This is a genomic window from Cupriavidus alkaliphilus (genome assembly GCF_014191175.1).
Classification (GTDB): Bacteria; Pseudomonadota; Gammaproteobacteria; order Burkholderiales; family Burkholderiaceae; genus Cupriavidus; species Cupriavidus alkaliphilus.
Genome location: NZ_JACHWE010000002.1, coordinates 298149 through 317105, shown reverse-complemented (window position 1 = coordinate 317105; position 18957 = coordinate 298149). Strand labels below are relative to the sequence as shown.

Below are 18957 nucleotides of genomic sequence, written 5' to 3'. Positions count from 1 at the left end.
AGTGGGTAACAAAGTGGTGCGGGCACGTCGCGGAACTGCCCACGGCTCGCATCTTTGCATCGACATTCCAGCACGCCAATAATCTTTCCGGACTAGTTGCGCCCCCCACAGCGGTTGCATGGACAAGCACCCGCGATTCTTGTTCAATGGATCGCCCCTCGCGCCCCCTCCGTTCAATGCCCCACGCCCGCCTGCTGCTGATCGACGACCATACCTTGTTCCGCACCGGGCTGCGCCTGGTGCTGGCCGACAGCCCGAGCGTGGCCCATATCATCGAGGCCGGCTCGGTCATGCAGGCGGTGCAGGACCACGGCGGCGCGACGGTCGACATCATGCTGCTCGACATCCAGATGCCCGGCCTGAACGGCATCGAGGGCGTCAAGGTACTGCGCCGGCATTTCCCGGCGGCGCGCATCCTGATCGTGTCGGGCACTTCGGGGCTGGAAACCATCCCGGCCGAAGTGCGGCGCGAGATTGCAGGGTTCTTGCCCAAGTCCGCCGACGCAAACGAAATCGAGGAAGCGATCGCGTCCTGCCTGGCCGGCGGCACGCATTTTTCCGGCGAAGCCGATGCCGCCGCAACGCCCCAGACCTCCTACGCGGCGAGCAACCTCACACCGCGCCAGCTCGAGGTGCTGCATCAGCTGACGCTGGGCCGCTCGAACAAGGTCATTGCCTACCATATGGGCCTGTCGGAGAACACCGTGCGCGTCCATGTCGCGGCCATCCTGGATCATCTCGGCGTGGTCAGCCGCGTCGAAGCCATCCTCGAAGCCCAGCGGCGCGGCCTGGTACAGGCGGCGCGATGACAGCAGAGGCCACAGCCCCGGCCGCCCCCGCGCGCGGGCCGCTGCGCTGGCTGCCCCGCTACGATGCGCCACGCATTCTGGCGGCCCAGATGAGCCTGATCGACCAGAGCTTCGGTTGCGCGATGGCAGGCTGTTCGCTGGCAGCGATCTTCCTGGCGGCGGGCCTGGCCCTGAACTGGAACCGCCCCGGCGCCCTGCCCTGGGCCGGCGCGATGGTGCTGGTTTGCGCCGTGGCGTACTTCGGGCGGCTGCGGCTGCCCGGGCGGCTGACCGAAGCCGGTGCGGCGCGCTATGCGCGCGGCATGACCGCCATGCTGATGCTGATCGGCGCGCTGTGGGGATTGGTGGCATGGCTATACCTGGATGTGCGCATGCCGGCGGTGGTGATCTGCATCCTGTCGCTGATCGCCGGCATGAGCGCGGCGGCGCTGGCGGTATTCTCGGCATGCCTGCCCGTGGCGATCGGTTTCTTCGTGCCGGCGATCGTGCCGGTCTGGATCGCGTTTCTCGCGACCGGCGATATCGAATACCTGCCGATGTTCCTCGCCACGCCGCTGTACCTGTGTGTGCTGCTGGTGTTTGCGCGCAACTACGCGCGCGTGGCGCGGCAATCGATCGCGCTGCGTTTCGAGAACGTGGAACTGATCTCGCAGCTGCGCGAGCAGACCACGCGCGCCGAGGCCGCGCAGCACGCGGCCGAAGAAGCCAGCCGCGCCAAATCGGTGTTCCTGGCCTCCGCCAGCCATGACCTGCGCCAGCCACTGCACGCGATGGGGCTGTTCCTGGTCTCGCTCGGCCGCACCCGCCTGGATGAACGCCAGCGCCAGCTGCTGGCGCATATCGAGGCCTCTTCCGGCGCCGCGCGCGAGATGCTGAACTCGCTGCTGGACTTCTCCAAGCTCGAGGCCGGCGTGATCACGGCGCGCGCGCGTGCTTTCCGCCTGCAGCCGCTGCTGCACAAGCTGGAGAACGAGTTCGCGCCGCAGGCGGAGGCGCGCGGGCTGGTGTATCGCACCCGCGATACCACCGTCACGCTGCATGGCGATCCCACCCTGGCCGAACTGGTGCTGCGCAACCTGATTGCCAATGCCATCCGCTATACGCAACGCGGCGGCGTGCTGGTGGCCTGCCGCAAGCGCGGCGCGCGCGCGACGATCGAAATCTGGGATACCGGCATCGGCATCCCCGCCGCCCAGCACCGCGAGATCTTTCGGGAATTCCACCAGTTGGGGAATCCCGAACGCGATCAGCGCAAGGGGCTCGGGCTGGGACTGGCCATCGTCGAGGGACTGGCACGCACCATGCAGACGCGCGTGACGCTAGCGTCCTGCCCCGGGCGGGGCTCCGTGTTTCGCTTCGGCATGCCGCAGGCCTGGGAGGCGCCCGAAGAGAGGCCGCGCCCGCCGGCGCGCGCCCTCGACGGGCTGCGTGTGCTGGTGATCGATGATGACGAGGCCATCCGCAGCGCGATGTCCGAACTGCTGTCGGCTTGGCGCTGCGAGTGCCGCACGGTCGAATCGGAAGAACAGGCCCTGGCAGCGCTGGCGGAATTCACGCCCAAGCTGGTGCTTGCGGATTTCCGCCTGCGCGGACATCGGACCGGCCAGCAGGCGCTGGACGCGATCCGGCAGCAGCTGGGCCGCCACGTCCCGGCCATCATCATCACGGGGGATACCGCGGCCGACCGCCTGCGCACCGCGCACGCGACCGGTACCGCATTGCTGCACAAACCGGTGGTACCACAGGAATTGCAGGCGGCCATCGACACCCTGCTGCGCGAGTTCCCGGCACAGGTCAGCGGCGCCGCGGACCGCCAGGCGGCGGTCACGAAGTGAACTACGCCCCGGCCACGCCGGGGTCAGGGCCATCAGCCGCCCGAATGCAGCGGCGACAGCGAATAGGCCAGCACCAGTCCCGCCACGATCGCCGGGGAACCCAGGCGGATCGCCGTGCTGCGGGACAGCACGCCCAGATACACATACAAACACACCAGCACCATCGCAGTCACATACAGCAGGCTGTCATAGACTTGCATGGACGTCTCCCTTGCCATTGTTCTTATTGCTTTACTTCGGTGGGCTGCCGACGGGGCTGGATGCGTGGGGGTATTGCGGAACTGCGTGGGGGGCGCTCCGTCGACAGCATGCTATGGCTGTCTGTTCAAAGGATAGTCACCACTTCGACGGCGCGTGGCAATTATGGAAATCCCTTTGCGGCGCTGCACCAGTCGCGGTGCAGCGCGCAGCGCCATGCGACAAGGTCGCGCGAAGGATCAATCCGCGGGCAGGATCTCGGGGTTCCATGCAATTTCCCACAGATGCCCGTCGGGATCGTGGAAATAGCCGGCGTAGCCGCCCCAGAACGTGTCCTGCGCCGGCTTGACCACGCTGGCACCCGCTGCCAGCGCTTGCGCCATCACCACATCCACTTCGGCCTTGTCGGCGACGTTATGGGCCAGCGAGAAGTCTGTCTGCGCGCGCGGCGTCACCTGCAGTCCGGCGTCATGCGCGAGGCTGGCGCGGGGCCAGAGCGCCAGCTTGAGGCCAGCCTGCAGATCAAAGAAAGCGACCGCGCCGTGCTCGAACTGCTCGCCGACAATGCCGGCGGTAGGCAAGCCCAGGCCGTCGCGATAGAAGCGCAGCGCCCGCTGCAAGTCGTCGACGCCCAGCGTAATCAGGGTAATACGCGGCTTCATGGCAGTCCCTCACATTGGTTGGCTGGCAGCCTAGCGCTGCCCGAACGCCGCACCGGCGAACAGGTCCTTCAGTTCGCGCGGTTGCGAGCGCCAGTATTGCCTGGGTGCCTGTACGCTCGCCCCCAGCCGCGCTGCCGCATGCCACGGCCAGCGCGGGTCATACAGCATCGCACGGGCCAGCGACACCGCGTCGGCCTCCTGGTTGGCGATGATGGCTTCGGCCTGTTCCGGCTCAGTGATCAGGCCCACTGCAATCGTTGGCAGGCCCACCTCCGCCTTCACGCGCTGGGCGTAGGGCACCTGGTAGCCAGGCCCCAGCTTGATGGCCTGTTGCGGCGAGACCCCGCCGGTCGTCACATGAATTGCCGAGCAGCCGCGCGCCTTCAGCACCTTCGACAGCGCCACTGTTCCCTCGATATCCCATCCGCCCGGCACCCAGTCCGTTGCCGAAATACGCATCCACACCGGCCGCTGCGCCGGGAACGCCTCGCGCACCGCATCGAACACCTCGATCGGGAAGCGCATGCGGTTCTCCAGGCTGCCGCCGTATTCGTCGTCGCGATGGTTGGCCAGCGGCGACAGGAACTGATGCAGCAGGTAGCCGTGCGCGGCGTGGATTTCGATGCCATCCAGTCCCAGCCGCGCCGCACGCCTTGCCGCCGCGACAAAGTCATCGCGCACCTTGTCCATGCCGGCACGATCCAGCGCAACCGGCGCGACTTCCGTTGCGCCATGTGGCACAGCCGAAGGCGCCACCGTATGCCAGCCACCGGGTGCATCCGGCGCGATCTGCTGACCGCCATCCCACGGCGCCTGGCTCGACGCCTTGCGGCCAGCGTGCCCCAGCTGGATCGCGATGGCGATCGGCGAATGCGCGCGCATCGCGTTGATCACGCGGCCGAGCGCCGCCTCGTTGTCGTCCGAATACAAGCCCAGGTCATGCGGCGTGATGCGCCCTTCCGCGGAGACCGCCGTGGCCTCCACGATCAGCATGCCCGCACCCGACAGCGCCAGCGAACCCAGATGGATCATGTGCCAGTCGCCGGCATTGCCGTGCTGCGCGGAATACTGGCACATCGGCGCAATGGTGATGCGGTTGGCGAGGGTGAGGCCGCCGATGGCGAGCGGCTCGAACAGTTGGCTCATGCGGAGTGCTCCTAACGGGGTTCTTGCAGTCCTTCTGGACAGGAATTTCGATTCTAGGCCGATGCCGGCGTTGCTGCAGATGGCGGCTCACCGTCCGCGCGGCGCTCCGCAATCCATCCCACGGCCAGCGCGAGCGCCACGGCCACGGCACCGCAGCCAAAGACCAGCGCGTAGTTCTCATGCGAATGCGCAAACATCCACGCATAGCCATAGCCCGCCAGCGCCTGGAACAGCGCAAAGGCACTGGTGGCATGGCTCCACGCTGCACGCTGCGCGGCCGGGTCATGCGGGAGCGTTTCCTGGATGGCGCCAAGTCCCAGCGGCGCAATCCCCGGCGTAAAGGCGCCGAGCACCACCGCCGCCACGCCGATCGCCACCGGATGTCCGGAAAGCGCCAGCACCGCCGTGGCCAGCCCCTGCAACATTAGCGCGCCGCGGTAAGCTGACCCAAAGCCGATCCGGTCACCGGCAAGGCCGCACACCAGCGGCCCCGCAATCGCACCGATGCCGTACAGCACCCAGTAAGACGCGCCCACGCTGCTGCCGCGGCCCAATCCCCGTGCCACCAGGTCCACCAGCAGCAGCATCGTCGGCACCAGCCCGAAGGCATTGATCGCGTACTGCGCGTAAAGCAGCCGCAGCTTGCGGCGGGCTGCCGGCAAGATCGCAGTCGAAGCGTTTGCCGCCGTGCTCGCGCTCGCCGTAGCTTGCGTCAACTGGCCTGGCCAGCCGAACCAGCTCAACGCCGTCAGCACCAGCGACAACGCCCCCAGCCCCTGCCACGTCTCGCGCAAGCCGAATTGCAGCAGGCATGGCACCAGCGTGCCTGAGGCCGCAATACCCAGCCCCAGTCCCAGAAAAATGATGCCCATCACCACGCCGCGCCGCGGCGCGGGGATATGCGGCAGGATCGACATCGCCACCAGCACCATGATGCCGCCGCCCGCCAGCCCCGAAATAAAGCGCCACGCAAAAAACCAGGTCACCGACAACGGCCACGCACAGGCAAAGAACGCCACCGTCGCCGCCAGCATCAACCCGCGCAATACGGTCCGGCTCGACCAGACCGAAACCAGCGGCCGCCCCAGCAAAGCGCCCGCGAGGTAGCCCGCAAAATTCGCCGCACCCAGCGCCACCGTCTGCGCCGCCGGAAACCAGTGCGCCTGGATCAGCGGAGGCACCAGCGCGGTATAGGCGAATCGCGCAAGACCGATCGCCACCAGGCTGGCGCAAAGACCAGAAAATGCTGCGTAGAGGTCGCGGAGGCTCAGCGGTGCTGCGGATATGGCGCACGGCTGCGGCGCAGAGACAGGGCGAGACATTATGTTCTCCAGTAACCGCTTGCCTTGCAGCGGACAAGACGGGGCCACCGGCCCCACTGCATGAGGCCGGAAAAAAGGGATGCAGCTCACCCGCACGCGGCCCGGGCCGCGTGCATGGCATCTACGGAAGAAAAGTAAGGAAAAGCCTGGCAGAGATCAGCCGGTGCCGGCGCCTAACGGCGGCAACCCCAGCAAAGCCAGCGTCGGCCGCACCCCGCCCTCCAGCAGCGCGCGCTCCGGCGCGGCGCGCGCGAGCACGCGCATGCCAAGCAGGACGGCAAGCAATTGCGCGGAAACCTCGTCCGCGGAGAGCACCGCGTCCACCTCGCCGGCCTGCTGGGCAGCGGTGAACTGGCGGCGGAAGAAATCGCGGATTTCCTCGAAGGCACTCGCCACGGTCTGTTGGAGGTCCGCAGCCTCCGGCGTGACCTCAAGCGCTGTATTCACCAGCAGGCAGCCACGGTGCAGCGGATCCGCGAGCGATCGCTCGAGACTTTCAGAGAAATATGCCGTGATGGCGGCGGCCGGCGGCAACGTCGCTTCCAGGCGCGCCATGCGCTCCCGCACTGTACCGTCGAGATAGCCCTCCAACGCCAGCAGGAACAGCGACCGCTTGTCGCCAAAGGCGTTGTACAGGCTGGGCTGGGTCATGCCCATTGAGCTGGTCAGGTCGCGGGTGGATGTGGCTTCGTAACCGCGGGCCCAGAAAGCGTCCAGGGCGGCGGTGAGGGCGGCCTGTTCGTTGAATTTGCGGGGGCGAGGCATGGGGTGGTCGTTTTGTATCGATCGGTATGAAATCCGATTATAGAGCGAGTGATACAAAACGCAAGGCCCTCGTCAGGGTGAAAGTGCTTGGCTTTTCACTATTGAATGCCGACCAGTTCCGGCATTGGCGGAGTCGTGGGTCGCAGGCGGATGCTTTTGAGCAAGGTATCCAGCCGTGGACGGGCTTGCTCATAGGGCGGCGCGTCCATGGTCAGCTTGGGATAGGAGGCGCGGGCTGCCGACTCCATCACCACCTCGATGGTCGGCAAGATCTGCGAGCCCGCCCATCCGGCGTATCCTGTGTAGACGTGATAGCCCTCGCGCGGTGGCTGGCCTGGACGCTTGGCTTCCACCACGATGCCGCCCTGCTCTGAGCTCAATGCACCGATCTTGGCCGGACGAGGACCGAGGCGCTGTTTCACCGTTGTGTTTTCAGGCAACTGGCTTAGCAATCCGGCAGCCGAGCGGCCAGTCGCATTCAGTATCGTCGTCTCCGATGCACCACCGCCTGGAATCGCGGCAACACTGAGCGTGTAGATAACAGCGGGATTGTCAGCGAGCCGGAAGGAAGAGGAGATCTTGTTACCGTACGTGCCGTCGTCCGCGAGAAACGCAAAGGGCAAGCAGAAGCCCCTCTCCTTGGGAATCTCGTAAAGGCTGCGGGGTTTAAGTTGGCTGATCAGTTTGCGCAGGGCGTTCTCGGCGACTTGCCATTGAGCTTCTGTAGGTTCTTCGAACTGGGGGATGTCACCACGCAACATTGATTCAAAGGCAACCAGATGTTGACCTAATATAATTGCGCCGCGCAGGTATGAAACTCCACCGCGACGCTGATCGTGGCGAAACGCCATGCTATGGGGACGGCCGAGGTCAACCACTTTTCGGTATCGATCGGACTTGAGATCGGCAATATTTCTTTCGATTTTGGCAATCTCTGCGGCGATATTCGCCATCGTATTGGGCCCCGGAGGATTGGGTCGAAAACGCTCTGCCTTCTCCTTCTGTGCCTTTAATGACCTTAGAGAATTTCGCAATAGAGCTTCATTTTCCATGGCCCTAAAAGTCAAGAATTCATCACTCAACCTACGCGAAACCGGCCCATATACGCCAAACACAGTACGCAGTTCTTTGGTCTCGAGTTGGAGGTAACCCTTCCCGGTGCCATTATCAAAATGTTGAATAAGACTCTCAAATGTACCAAATTCACTAGTTTTAGACGAAACCGCCCATTCAAAGGATGCGCCCTCGGGCGCATCGAAAACCACTCGCCCCAAGCACTCCATTCGGCTATTTTCAGGGCTAACGTAGCCCGGAGCACTTGCTGCTAGCCTAGCCTCACGGCTGGGGTTAGGTATCTCGACCCGATTGCCAAAACGATCGGTACCCATCGTGGTCTTGGGTTCGTGCGCTTGACTGCTTTGCCCGCAAGCGACCATCGTCATGGCCGCGAGCAGTGTGAACCCATAATGCCGTGCGTGCTTCTGCCTCAAAGCTACAACCTTTGACATCTCAGGGACGCGCAACTTGATTCTCCACGTTACTGAATGCCGACCAACTCCGGCATCGGCGGCGTCGTCGGCCGCAGGCGGATGCTCTTGAGCAATGCGTCCAGCCGCGGCCGGGCCTGCGTATAGGGTGGTGCGTCCTTCGTCAGCTTGGGGTAGGCAGATCGCGCTGCAGACTCCATCGTTACCTCGATGGTCGGCAGGATCTGCGAACCTGCCCAACCGGCATATCCGGTGTAGACGTGATAGCCCTCCCGCGGCGGCTGGCCTGGACGCTTGGCTTCCACCACGATGCCGCCCTGCTCAGACGTCAGGGCACCGATCTTGGCTGGACGGGGACCCAAACGTTGCTTCACCGTTGCGTTCTCGGGTAGTTGGCTCAAGATTCCGGTCGCCGAGCGGCCTGTTGCATTCAGGATCGTAGTTTCCGATGCGCCACCACCGGGAATCGAAGCAACACTGAGCGTGTAGATGACTGCCGGGCTGTCGGCATAGCGGAAGGACGTGGAGATCTTGTTGCCATAGGTGCCGTCGTCACGCAGGAAGACATAGGGTAGACAGAAGCCTCGGTCCTTGGGGATTTCGTAGAGATTGCGGGGGTGGAGTTGGCTGATCAGCTTGCGAAGCGCATTCTCGGCAACTTGCCATTGAGCTTCGGTCGGCTCTTCGAACTGCGGAATGTCACCACGTAACATGGACTCAAAGGCGACCAGATGTTGGCCTAGTACGATGGCGCCGCGAATAAAAGAAGCGCCCCCTCGACGCTGATCGTAACGAAGCGCCATGCTGTCCGGCCTTCCAAGGTCGATTGTTTTCTGATAACGGTCGGCTTTGATATCGGCAACGTCTTTCTCTAGCTTTGCCCGCTCTTCTGCAATATGCATCCCCGATGCCAGGGCCAAGGAGTTCCGGCCGCTCCTTGTACATGTCCTCGGTCTTCTTTTGCTGCTCCAGTGCACTCAACAAGCCACTTAATGACGCCGCATTCATGCGGGGCCCTGTAACCTAGAAATTTCTCACGCAACTCCGGAGTCGCAGGTCCATAAACTGACAACTTGGTGAGCAGTTCTCCTGTCTCTATTTCAATACGCCCGTTTCCCGTTCCGTTTTCGAAATGCTGGGACAGGCTATCGAAGGTACCTTGGTTACTTGCCTTATAAGAAATCGCCCATTCCAGTAACAGTTGCTCTGACGTGTCGAAAATCAGCCTTCCTAGGCACTCTGACCTATGATCAGTAGGCTTGATATAGGTACTTGCTGTAGCCGCCAGCTGATCTTCGCGGCTTGGGTTCGGTATCTCTACACGATTGCCGAAACGATCAGGGCCCATCGTGGTCTTGGGTTCATGCGCCGGTCCGCTTTGCCCGCACGCAGCCGTCGTTATGGCCGCCAGGCACACGAGGCCGAAATGCCATGTGCGCTTCGGCTTCGATGCCGTTGCCATTTCTGGAATTCGCAACTTGATCCCCACACTATTGGATGCCGACCAACTCCGGCATCGGCGGCGTCGTCGGCCGCAGCCGAATGCTCTTAAGCAAGGCATCCAGCCGCGGCCGGGCTTGCTCATAGGGTGGGGCGTCGGTCGCCAGCCTGGGGTAGGCCGCACGCGCTGCAGATTCCATCGTCACCTCGATGGTCGGCAAGATTTGTGATCCCGCCCATCCAGCGTATCCCGTGTAGACGTGATAGCCCTCCAGCGGCGGATGGCCTTGACGCTTGGTTTCCACCACGATGCCGCCTTGCTCTGAGGTCAATGCACCGATCTTGGAGGGACGCGGACCCAAACGTTGCTTCACTGTGGTGTTCTCAGGGAGTTGGCTCAGGATCCCGGTAGACGAGCGGCCGGTCGCATTCAGTATCGTAGTTTCCGATGCCCCACCGCCGGGAATCGACGCGACGCTGAGCGTGTAGATAACTGCCGGGCTGTCGGCAAAGCGGAACGACGTGGAGATCTTGTTGCCATAGGTGCCGTCGTCGCGCAGGAAGGCATAGGGCAGGCAGAAGCCTCGGTCCTTGGGAATCTCGTAGAGGCCGCGGGGTTCGAGTTGATTGATTAGTTTACGTATGGCGCTCTCTGCCGCTACCCATTGCGCTTCGGTCGGCTCAACATAGTTCTCAAAACCTCTCAGCATTGACTGGAATGCCACAATGTGCTCGCCCAACACGACCGCACCGTGCAAGTATGGCTTAGCGGCCTTGAGTTCGGCCCGAAACGCCAGACTGTCGGCGTGGCCAAGGTCAATCGATTTTCGATATTGATCTGCTTTAAGATCCGAAATGCTTTTTTTTGTAGCTGCGATCTCAGCGCCGAGATTAGCCATCGTATTAGGGCCAGGAGGATTTTGTCGAAAGAGTTTCTCCCTTTCTTGCAATACCTTAAGAGCGCGACCGAGGTTACGCAGCAGCGCCTCATTACTATTGGCCCTGTATGAAAAAAAACTCTTGCGCAACTCCTCTGTAATAGGGCCATATACTGCGAACTGTGTTAGCAATTCCTTGGTTTCAATCTCAATATGTCCCCGACCTGTTCTATCATTGAAACGTTGAGAAAAATTTTCGAACCCGCCATCGCTGGCCTTCGAAAGGATCGCCCAGTAAAAGGTCGACTCACTTGGTATGTCAACAATTTGCCGACCAAAACACTCTGTATGGCTACCGTCCGGCGTCGAATAGCTTGGTGCAGTGGCTTGCATGCGATCTTGTCGGCTGGGCTTTGGTATCTCTACACGATTGCCGAAACGATCAGTACTCATCGTGGTCTTGGGTTCGTGCCCCTGTTCGCTTTGCCCGCACGCAGTCATTGTCATGGCCACTAGGCAAACCAGGCTAAAATGCCATGCGCGCTTGGGCTTCAATGCTTGACCCATTGCCATTTCGTGAATTCGCAACTTAGTCACCGCACTACAGGATGCCGACCAACTCCGGCATCGGCGGCGTCGTCGGCCGCAGGCGGATGCTCTTGAGCAATGCATCCAGCCGCGGCCGGGCCTGCTCATAGGGCGGTGCATCCATCGTCAGCTTGGGGTAGGCACCACGCGCTGCAGACTCCATCGTCACCTCGATGGTCGGCAAGATCTGCGACCCCGCCCAACCGGCATATCCCGTATACAAGTGATAGCCCTCCCGCGGCGGTTGGCCTGGACGCTTGGCTTCCACCACGATGCCGCCCTGCTCAGACGTCAGGGCACCGATCTTGGCTGGACGGGGACCCAAACGTTGCTTCACCGTTGCGTTCTCGGGTAGTTGGCTCAAGATTCCGGTCGCCGAGCGGCCTGTTGCATTCAGGATCGTAGTTTCCGATGCGCCACCACCGGGAATCGAAGCAACACTGAGCGTGTAGATGACTGCCGGGCTGTCGGCATAGCGGAAGGACGTGGAGATCTTGTTGCCATAGGTGCCGTCGTCACGCAAGAACGCATAGGGTAGGCAGAAACCCCGGTCCTTGGGGATCTCGTAGATCTCACGGGGTTGGAGTTGGCTAATCAGCTCGCGCAGAGCATTCTCGGCGATTTGCCATTGATCTTCCGTGGGCTCAATATAGTTTTCAAAGCCTCTCAACATCGATTGAAAGGCAACAATGTGGTTGCCCAACACAATTGCGCCGCGGATGTAGGGCTTAGCCGCTTTAAGATTGGCTCGAAACGCTGCGCTATTGGGGCGGCGTAAGTCGATCACTTTTCGATGTTGGCCGGACTTGATATCTGCAAGCTCTTTTTCGAGCCTTGCTCTCTCGTCAGCTACCTGATCCTTGATCTCAGGATCGAGGAGCTCCGGTCGCCTTTGATACATTTCTTCTGTTTCCTTCTGCAACTCTAGCGCACGTCGCAGCCCGCTGAGCGCCGCGCCATTCATTTCCTCCCTATAATTCAAAAACTCCTCACGCAACATCGGATTCAAAGGGCCATACACCGCGAATACAGTATTCAGTTGCCTGGTTTCTATTTGAATTCTCCCTTTACCTGTGCCGTTATCGAAATGCTGAAAGAGCCCCTCAAAAGATCCATTTTTACTGGTGTTGGACGGAATCGCCCATTCCAATGACATCTTCTCTGAGGTGTCAAACATCAGTCGCCCCAGGCATTCTGACCTATAGCCAGCGGGCTTGACATGCGTCGGCGCCAAGGCAGTTAGTCGATCTTCACGGCTGGGGTTCGGTATTTCCACACGTTTACCGAAGCGGTCTATGCCTAATGTAGTCTTCGGCTCCCCGGCTTGACCGCTCTGGCCACAGGCTAACAATGCTATAACAGCACAAAGGCAAGCTATTCGGCTTAAGGTCTGCTTTTCTTTTCTTCTACCCATCAATGAAAATCCTAACTCAAATTTACGTGTTGGCTCTATCCGATTTTGGAAGAGCTACCACCGCAGTCTGCCGCGCGCGGTCCATCCCTTCGTCAAGGTCCATATTCGCTAACGTAATTAGATTCATCTTTGAATCGTTGTTCTCGCCAAACGTCCACAGGAGCGGCAAGGCAACAATAAATCCTCGAATTCCAGCCGGCCTTTGCTCTGGCAAACGCTGTTTAGCATCCCAAGTGAAGCACTGATCGCGCGGCTGGTCTGCCCGCCAGAACCGCTCATTGAAGGGCATGTAGCCTTTGAGTACGCCTTCGTCACTATCCCATGTGGCCCATATTGAACTCTGATTTCGAGGTTTGGCCAAATAGGGGAAGGCATTTGCGTATGCTTCAGAATTTGCCGTGGCCAAAGTTTTGATAGCTTGCCAAGTTTCTCGATTAGCAGGCGTATCAAGTATGGTTGGTGTATCGAGCTTTCCGGCTGGCGCAGCACCACCCATCAGTCCAAAGTGCTTCCTCGATAATGCCTTACGCAGATTTTTGGCGAGCGTTCCGACCGGTTGCATATGCCGGCCGTCTAGTTGGGCTGATGCTGGTTCGTCGTCATGAATGATGACAGCCAACTCCGAATCTCGGTCTCCGAGCTGGCTTCGGTCGTTAATATTCGCACTGCCAAGAACCACTACGCGGTCATCGGCAATTAACAACTTGCTGTGAACATATATCTGTTCGGTCACAGGCCTATTGTTCAAGACGTCCCAATTACGCAAGTTGAGCAGTGTCAGGTATTGTTCCCATTCAATCTGCCGAATCTTCTCATCGAGCACATTGGTCTTTACCTCATTTGCCACATCCCTCGCCCTCTTCACCTCCATCTTCCGCTCACGCACATACTTCATCGCCAACAGCGCGCGTCGGATCCGATTCACCAGACTGTGACTGCCAAACACCAGCGACTGCATCGTCAGATGCTGCTGCGTCATGATGTTGATCGTGTCCAGTGTCCCTTCCGGATGCACAGGCAGCACCATGTAGACATGGAACGGCTTGCCATCGTAAATGGCACGCGTAATACGATCACCCAACGCCTTGCAAATCGGATTCTTCAGGGACTTCTGAGACGGTCCCAGTGCAGCAAATCCGGCAATTTGGGCTTGCGTGGCCATGACCCGCTTCAGGTCATTGACGAAATCTGCACCGCCTCCCTTGATGTCCCGCTGGACGTCGTCGATCTGGCTCCATTTGAGGGACTTATAGATCTGTCCGGGCGGCACGCCAAGTATGCCAAGTTGCGCTGCATATTTCCGATATCCCGGTGAGCCTTTGACGTCCATCAACGCATGCATCGGTCCTGACGCTGGCGCACCGCCGTCCGCCTCCGCGTCCCCGATCATCGTGCTGCCATAATCGGACTGAAAAAACTGACCCTCGATATAGATAAAATGCGATGCGCCTTCAATGTTCTTCAGCATTGCGCTCAGGCAGCTGCTTTCCGCAACGCTGGGCGTCGTCTTATCCGCCTCTCCGGCTGCTTCGGCCACCCGCATCTTCTTCGGGGCGCTTCGTAGGACCTGGACCCAGCATGACCCTGGAAGGGTCTTGGATCGGACGGGCCGGTGTGCAGCCCCGATGCGGGGCGCCTTCAGACGCGCCGTGATGCCGAGTTGCCGCAGCAGCGCGTCAACCGTTCTGCCATCGCTGCGCTCATACTGCAGGGCCACGCCATTCCAGCGCCGTACGAAATTGCGGCTCAGGTCATAAACCGATGGCCCTTCGATTCGGCAATGTACGTCATGCCAAGGCATGCGGGGCTGTACGCTGCTGTCCGGACATCTTCCGCCGGCTGGCAAGAGCTTGCCGAGCTTTTCCAGGTTCGCGTAGCACTGCTTGCGCTGGCTGCCTTCCGCCTGCAGGGCGAGCACCAGGCGCATGACAAAGGCCTGGATCGTATCGGCTGTATCTTGCAGCAGGCTGGGAGGCAAGCTGTCGAGCGTGGCGCCATTCAGCCACGCCATGAGGGCGGTGGTTGCATCGGCCAATTGCGCGCCGCCGTATTCCCGCAATTTTTCCACCTTGGCCTGCAGGGCGGCGCCCAGCTGCTGGTAGGCCCATTTGCTTGCATCGGCTGCGGTTTCCTGCGCCACGTCGATGACCTTGTCCTGGGCCTTTCGCACGAATTCCGGTACGACGTCACTGGTTACCCACCAGTCAGAGATCTGCTTGTTGACGTCCTTGACCTTGTCGCTTGCAGCGGAGTACACGTCCATCGCCCCCGCAAGCGGCTTCATTGGTGCGGAAAGCAGGAATTGCGCCGCACGGCCGGCCTTGTTGTCGAAGCAAGCCGCCACCAGTTCGGCGCGTGTCAGGTATGCCGTTTGTTCTACGCTGCTGAGGCTATGGATCGGCGGCACGCAACTGTTATAGAACTCGCTGCCCTGCCGCCCCTCTGCCTTGAGCGAATACTTGCCATCGTCCCGCCTGCCGTAGGCAAGGTCGATGCCGCCCACGAAAGCAAACTTGTTATCGATGACCACCAGTTTCTGGTGATGCGAGAAGGCAATGCCCAAGGCGCCAGGCTGATCGCACTGCGAAACTGCCGGCAGGACGAACGCCCGGGGCGCCGGCAGACCGGCGTTGAGCTGGATCACCGTTAGCGCAGTTTCCAGATCTCCGGTGTCTACACCAACCTTGGGAGACATCCATGGCATGACATAGACACTGGCCCCGTTCCTGACCGCGGTACGCAGGCATGTCCAGAGCGTCTTCTTGCCGGTCAGCACGACATCGAAATTCACCTGCCAGCCGGTGATGAAAACACTGGACCGCGCACCCTCGATCGCCGCCGCAACGTTGTCGAAGTACTCGGTGCCCGTGACAAAGAACTGCACCGCATTGCCCTTCAAGGGCTCGGAGAAGACATCCTTGCCGTGCACGAAGCAGCCGGGCGCAGAAGTCGCCGTCTTTGCGGCCTTCTGGTCTTCACCAAGGATCTGATACACCTGCTTGTCTGGCGCACCCATAGCTTCTTATTTACTGAGTTTTTTTGTAGATTTGACTGGACGACCCGGCGGCGAGCGCATCGCGCGCGTAGCGTAGCCGTTGCTGCGTATTGTCGTCCGACATGGATTGCGGCAGTCCACCGCTGAAGTCACCGGCATTGAGTGCGTGGCGTGCTGCCTCGGCATCAGTCCACGATGGGTCCTGCTCGGCAACGTGAACGCGTACGGTCTGGCCGGGATATACCAGCCATGTGTTTGCCGGACTGGCACAATAGGCGCGCGCCAGGGCTTCCTGCTGGGCCTGGCTGAGCGTCACGTTACCGTCAGCATCGGTGACGCCATGTGCCACCAACTCGTCGTCACCCACCATGCCGAGACCCAGCGGCGCCTCCCCGACAGCAATCTTCCAAGGCGCATGTGCCAGGGCGTGCCCGCCTTCACCCGGCGTATTTGCCAGGCGCATGCGGAACTCCATGGGCTTGTACGGCATCGGGGCTTGGGGAAACTCCGGGAGCGGGTAGGCATTATCCACCGCCCCCTCAAACTTCCTCTGCGCCGCCTTATACGTAATCGCTCCCGGACATTCCACCGTAATATTCCCGCCCTCGATCAAGATCGAAGCCCCGCCGGCGGTGGCAATACGGATTCGCTTCGCCGCGGCAAAATCCACGTTCATATTGGCTGAGACCACGGTCAGATCATCCCGCGCCGCCAGCTTCAGCAGATCATGCTGCGCCTGGATATCGATATCATCCTGGCCCGCCGTCAGCTGCAGGCCAATGTTGTTATCTCCTGCCCCCGACAACCCCGCGGCCACGCCGATTGCCTGACCCGCATGGACGCGCGCCTGGCCGGCAACCGCGAAGTTGCTGTCCAGGCCGCTGGCCAGTGCCACGCTTTCCCCGTTGGCCAGTTGCAAGTCCTGGCCGGCAACCATGGTCAGCCCGGCACGGCCGTTCAGGTGGACCATTGCGGCGGCCTGGTGCGGGACTTTGCCGCTGGTGGTGGTGTTGCCGCTGGACGCGTCATCCTTTGCCGCTTCCAGTGCTTGCCCGTTGACCATGCCGGAAGCGGCCCGGGTCTGCTTCGGCAATGGCGCTTCGTCATCCTTGCCGGTAGACAGCGCCTGGGTCTGGTGGGTGGTCGCTCCCTGGCTCAGGGTCTTGACGAGGTCGCCCGCCTGGCGCAGCAGGGCGATGCCCGCGGCGTTGTCTCCGGTGGGCAGGGCCTTGCCCGTGGCGGCGTCGCGGTAGGTCGTCAGCAGCAAGCCGGCCTGGCCGCGCACGGCGGCGTGGCCGTCGGTGCGCAGCTCGAAGCCCTGTCCGCGGAAGCTGCCGCGGCGGTTGTCTTGCTGGTGGATGAGGTGGCCAAGGTTGAGCTGGGTCGACTGCAACGTGGTCGCCAGTTGCGTGCGCAGCTGGCTGTCGCTGTCGTCCAGCACCAGTTGGTTGTAGCCCTTGCCGCCGTGTTCCTGGCTCTTGAAACCCGTCAGCGCCGCGGCATTGCGGTGGCCGTCGGGTTGCGCGCCCAGGCCGTGCCAGGCGGGGCTGTTGCCACCGGCGAGATTGCCTTGCGCGCTGGGCGCGCTGTCCGTGCCCTGAGCGTAGAGGGATTGACTGTCGCTGCCAGCCGCGGCGCTCTTGCCGCCGGGCGTGGGCGCGTGGCCCGCTTCGCCCTGGCCGTTGTACAGCGCACCAATGACGAAAGGCTGGTCGATGTCGTCGTCGGCGAACTTGATCAGCACTTCCTGGCCGATGCGCGGCAGCCACTGCCAGCCCATCCCTGCGCCGGCCTGGCGCTGTGCCACGCGTATCCAGCGGCTGCTGCGGTCGTCGGCGCGCTCGCCGCGCTGCCAATGGAAGCGCACGCGGATTTCTCCGGCGGGGCTGGCATGGTGTTCGGCGTTGCCCTCGGGCTGGGACTGGCCGTCGGGACCGACGACGATCGCGCTATGTACCCCCAGCGGGCTGGACCGGCTATAAAGACGTGGACAATCGACGTCGAGGACGCAGGCGCGCCAGGGACGGCGAGCGTCGATAGCGCGGAAGATGGCGGCGTAGCCCTGTTCGCGTGCGGCGCTCTGCAACGCTTGCGTGGGAGCCAGGCGCACTGGCGCGTGATCGGGCAACACGCCCAGCAGGCCGGGGGTTGCCTCCGCGGCGTCGGGTGCCGGCGGCGGTGAGTCGAAGCACAAGGCTGCCTCGAGCGGACCCATGCGATCGGCCAGCGCGGCGCGCGTGTCGGCGGCCAGGTTGTTGATGCCGCAGTGCTCCACCGCAGCGAGCAGCAGCGGATAGCCTGCCGCAGCATCTTCCTGCGGCGGCAGGTGCGGACAGCCGGTGACAGTCAGGCGCGTACCGCTGCGCAGCGTGCGTACCGACGCACGGCCGGTGAACAGCAACGCACGGGCTTCAACGGCTTCGATCACCTGTTCGGCAACCCGTTGCGCGCTGGCCGCGTCCGGCGCCAGCGAGAAGCTGACAGAGAGGTACGGGTCCGGACTTGCGATGCGCCCCATGTTGCCGCCGGATCGTGCCGGGGCATGGCCGCGGATGGCACGCTTCGCTTCCGGGTCCCATGCGGTGACCGCCACACCGCCGACCGTCGCCCGGCTCTCGCACACCAGTTGCTGGATGGCATCGGCCGATTCCTGACTGTGCGCGCGATGAAAGCGGATGCCGCTACCTGCTGCGGATTCTTCGTCTTCCGGCAATTGCGCGCTGTCGGCAAAGATCACCACCGCATGCCCGCTCGGCGCTTCCTCGTCTTCCACGACGGTATAACCCAGCCCGGCCTCGGCCAACAGGCGCGAGAGGAATTGATAGTCGGTCTCGCGGAACTGAGCGACGTGGGCGCGCTCGCCGAAGGCCGCGATGCGCGCTTCCGCGCCCGCCGCGTAGCGCCATTGCGCGTGCGGCGCATAGGGTTGCAGGATGGTCTCGATGATGCTGTCGAGCTTGCGATTCTGGAACACCTGGCTGTTGCGCTGTTGCGTGGTCAGCCACAGCCAGGGCACCACCGTCAGGCGATAGCGTGCCAGACTGCCGTCGGCGCCGAGCTTCTCGGCCTGACGGATCAGGCCGGTGCGGCGCGACTGGCCACCACCCGCGAGCGTGGTCAGCAGCGTGACGCGTTGGCCCAGCAGGCTCTCCAATGCGATATCGGCGTTGGCGCTGACCGCAACGATGCGCGACTCTGCCAGCGCCGAAACGCCTTCGCGGCCGATCCAGGCTTCAACGGCCAGTTCGCCGAGCGCGCCTTCGCCTTCCAGGGCATAGAGCCGGTGCGCCGCGCTGAAAAGATGTTGGTAGAGAGTGGTTACATCCATTCGCTTTCCGTTCGTGCAGCCGCAACTGCTTCAGGGGCCGGCATGCCCGCGCGGACGCCGTCGCCGGTGCCCGCCGTGGTGATACGGATT

General features: G+C 62.1%; 13 protein-coding genes. 2 read left to right on the top strand and 11 right to left on the bottom strand.

Annotated features, from left to right (window positions below):
* The first annotated feature begins 176 nt into the window (after positions 1-176).
* Both FHX60_RS08020 and FHX60_RS08015 read left to right on the top strand, forming a co-directional pair.
* A complete protein-coding gene (locus FHX60_RS08020) occupies positions 177-809 on the top strand; it encodes a response regulator (RefSeq protein ID WP_183283017.1) in 633 nt (210 codons plus the stop codon).
* On the top strand, positions 806-2644 hold the full coding sequence (locus tag FHX60_RS08015) for an ATP-binding response regulator (RefSeq protein ID WP_183283016.1): 1839 nt from the start codon (positions 806-808) through the stop codon (positions 2642-2644). The genes FHX60_RS08020 and FHX60_RS08015 overlap by 4 nt, the downstream gene beginning before the upstream one ends.
* A 32-nt stretch (positions 2645-2676) precedes the next feature.
* Here FHX60_RS08015 and FHX60_RS08010 read toward each other — a convergent pair whose 3' ends face one another.
* From FHX60_RS08010 to FHX60_RS07960, 11 genes are all read right to left on the bottom strand, one after another.
* Positions 2677-2844 carry a hypothetical protein gene (locus tag FHX60_RS08010; protein ID WP_010812488.1) on the bottom strand — a complete coding sequence of 56 codons (168 nt, stop codon included), beginning with the start codon at positions 2842-2844 and terminating at the stop codon, positions 2677-2679.
* A gap of 237 nt (positions 2845-3081) precedes the next feature.
* Positions 3082-3504: a VOC family protein gene (locus FHX60_RS08005; RefSeq protein WP_112775189.1), complete on the bottom strand. Its 423-nt coding sequence runs from the start codon at positions 3502-3504 to the stop codon at positions 3082-3084.
* A gap of 30 nt (positions 3505-3534) precedes the next feature.
* A complete protein-coding gene (locus tag FHX60_RS08000) occupies positions 3535-4650 on the bottom strand; it encodes an NADH:flavin oxidoreductase/NADH oxidase (protein WP_183283015.1) in 1116 nt (371 codons plus the stop codon).
* 53 nt (positions 4651-4703) lie between these two features.
* Entirely contained in the window at positions 4704-5972 is a 1269-nt protein-coding gene (locus FHX60_RS07995; RefSeq protein WP_183283421.1) for a YbfB/YjiJ family MFS transporter, read from the bottom strand.
* Between the two features lie 156 nt (positions 5973-6128).
* On the bottom strand, positions 6129-6737 hold the full coding sequence (locus tag FHX60_RS07990; RefSeq protein WP_183283014.1) for a TetR/AcrR family transcriptional regulator: 609 nt from the start codon (positions 6735-6737) through the stop codon (positions 6129-6131).
* A 98-nt stretch (positions 6738-6835) separates the two neighbouring features.
* Complete coding sequence (locus FHX60_RS07985) at positions 6836-8125, bottom strand: T6SS immunity protein Tli4 family protein (protein ID WP_260163740.1); 1290 nt, start codon at positions 8123-8125, stop codon at positions 6836-6838.
* Between the two features lie 149 nt (positions 8126-8274).
* Positions 8275-9144: a T6SS immunity protein Tli4 family protein gene (locus FHX60_RS27685; protein ID WP_260163737.1), complete on the bottom strand. Its 870-nt coding sequence runs from the start codon at positions 9142-9144 to the stop codon at positions 8275-8277.
* Positions 9145-9714: 570 nt separating this feature from the next.
* The gene (locus FHX60_RS07975; RefSeq protein WP_260163735.1) at positions 9715-10935 is read right to left on the bottom strand and encodes a T6SS immunity protein Tli4 family protein; all 1221 of its coding nucleotides are present in this window, start codon (positions 10933-10935) and stop codon (positions 9715-9717) included.
* A gap of 208 nt (positions 10936-11143) precedes the next feature.
* Positions 11144-12307 carry a T6SS immunity protein Tli4 family protein gene (locus FHX60_RS07970; RefSeq protein WP_260163734.1) on the bottom strand — a complete coding sequence of 388 codons (1164 nt, stop codon included), beginning with the start codon at positions 12305-12307 and terminating at the stop codon, positions 11144-11146.
* Positions 12308-12566: 259 nt separating this feature from the next.
* On the bottom strand, positions 12567-15560 hold the full coding sequence (locus tag FHX60_RS07965) for a phospholipase D-like domain-containing protein (protein WP_183283011.1): 2994 nt from the start codon (positions 15558-15560) through the stop codon (positions 12567-12569).
* Between the two features lie 10 nt (positions 15561-15570).
* A complete protein-coding gene (locus FHX60_RS07960; protein ID WP_183283010.1) occupies positions 15571-18867 on the bottom strand; it encodes a type VI secretion system Vgr family protein in 3297 nt (1098 codons plus the stop codon).
* Between the last annotated feature and the right edge of the window lie 90 nt (positions 18868-18957).

Excerpts from the sequence above, each read along its gene's own strand:
- FHX60_RS08020 (WP_183283017.1), top strand. The coding sequence starts at position 177 with ATGCCCCACGCCCGCCTGCTGCTGATCGACGACCATACCTTGTTCCGC.
- FHX60_RS08015 (WP_183283016.1), top strand. The coding sequence starts at position 806 with ATGACAGCAGAGGCCACAGCCCCGGCCGCCCCCGCGCGCGGGCCGCTG.
- FHX60_RS08010 (WP_010812488.1), bottom strand. The coding sequence starts at position 2,844 with ATGCAAGTCTATGACAGCCTGCTGTATGTGACTGCGATGGTGCTGGTG.
- FHX60_RS08005 (WP_112775189.1), bottom strand. The coding sequence starts at position 3,504 with ATGAAGCCGCGTATTACCCTGATTACGCTGGGCGTCGACGACTTGCAG.
- FHX60_RS08000 (WP_183283015.1), bottom strand. The coding sequence starts at position 4,650 with ATGAGCCAACTGTTCGAGCCGCTCGCCATCGGCGGCCTCACCCTCGCC.
- FHX60_RS07995 (WP_183283421.1), bottom strand. The coding sequence starts at position 5,972 with ATGTCTCGCCCTGTCTCTGCGCCGCAGCCGTGCGCCATATCCGCAGCA.
- FHX60_RS07990 (WP_183283014.1), bottom strand. The coding sequence starts at position 6,737 with ATGCCTCGCCCCCGCAAATTCAACGAACAGGCCGCCCTCACCGCCGCC.
- FHX60_RS07985 (WP_260163740.1), bottom strand. The coding sequence starts at position 8,125 with ATGGGTACCGATCGTTTTGGCAATCGGGTCGAGATACCTAACCCCAGC.
- FHX60_RS07975 (WP_260163735.1), bottom strand. The coding sequence starts at position 10,935 with ATGCAAGCCACTGCACCAAGCTATTCGACGCCGGACGGTAGCCATACA.
- FHX60_RS07970 (WP_260163734.1), bottom strand. The coding sequence starts at position 12,307 with ATGTTTGACACCTCAGAGAAGATGTCATTGGAATGGGCGATTCCGTCC.
- FHX60_RS07965 (WP_183283011.1), bottom strand. The coding sequence starts at position 15,560 with ATGGGTGCGCCAGACAAGCAGGTGTATCAGATCCTTGGTGAAGACCAG.
- FHX60_RS07960 (WP_183283010.1), bottom strand. The coding sequence starts at position 18,867 with ATGGATGTAACCACTCTCTACCAACATCTTTTCAGCGCGGCGCACCGG.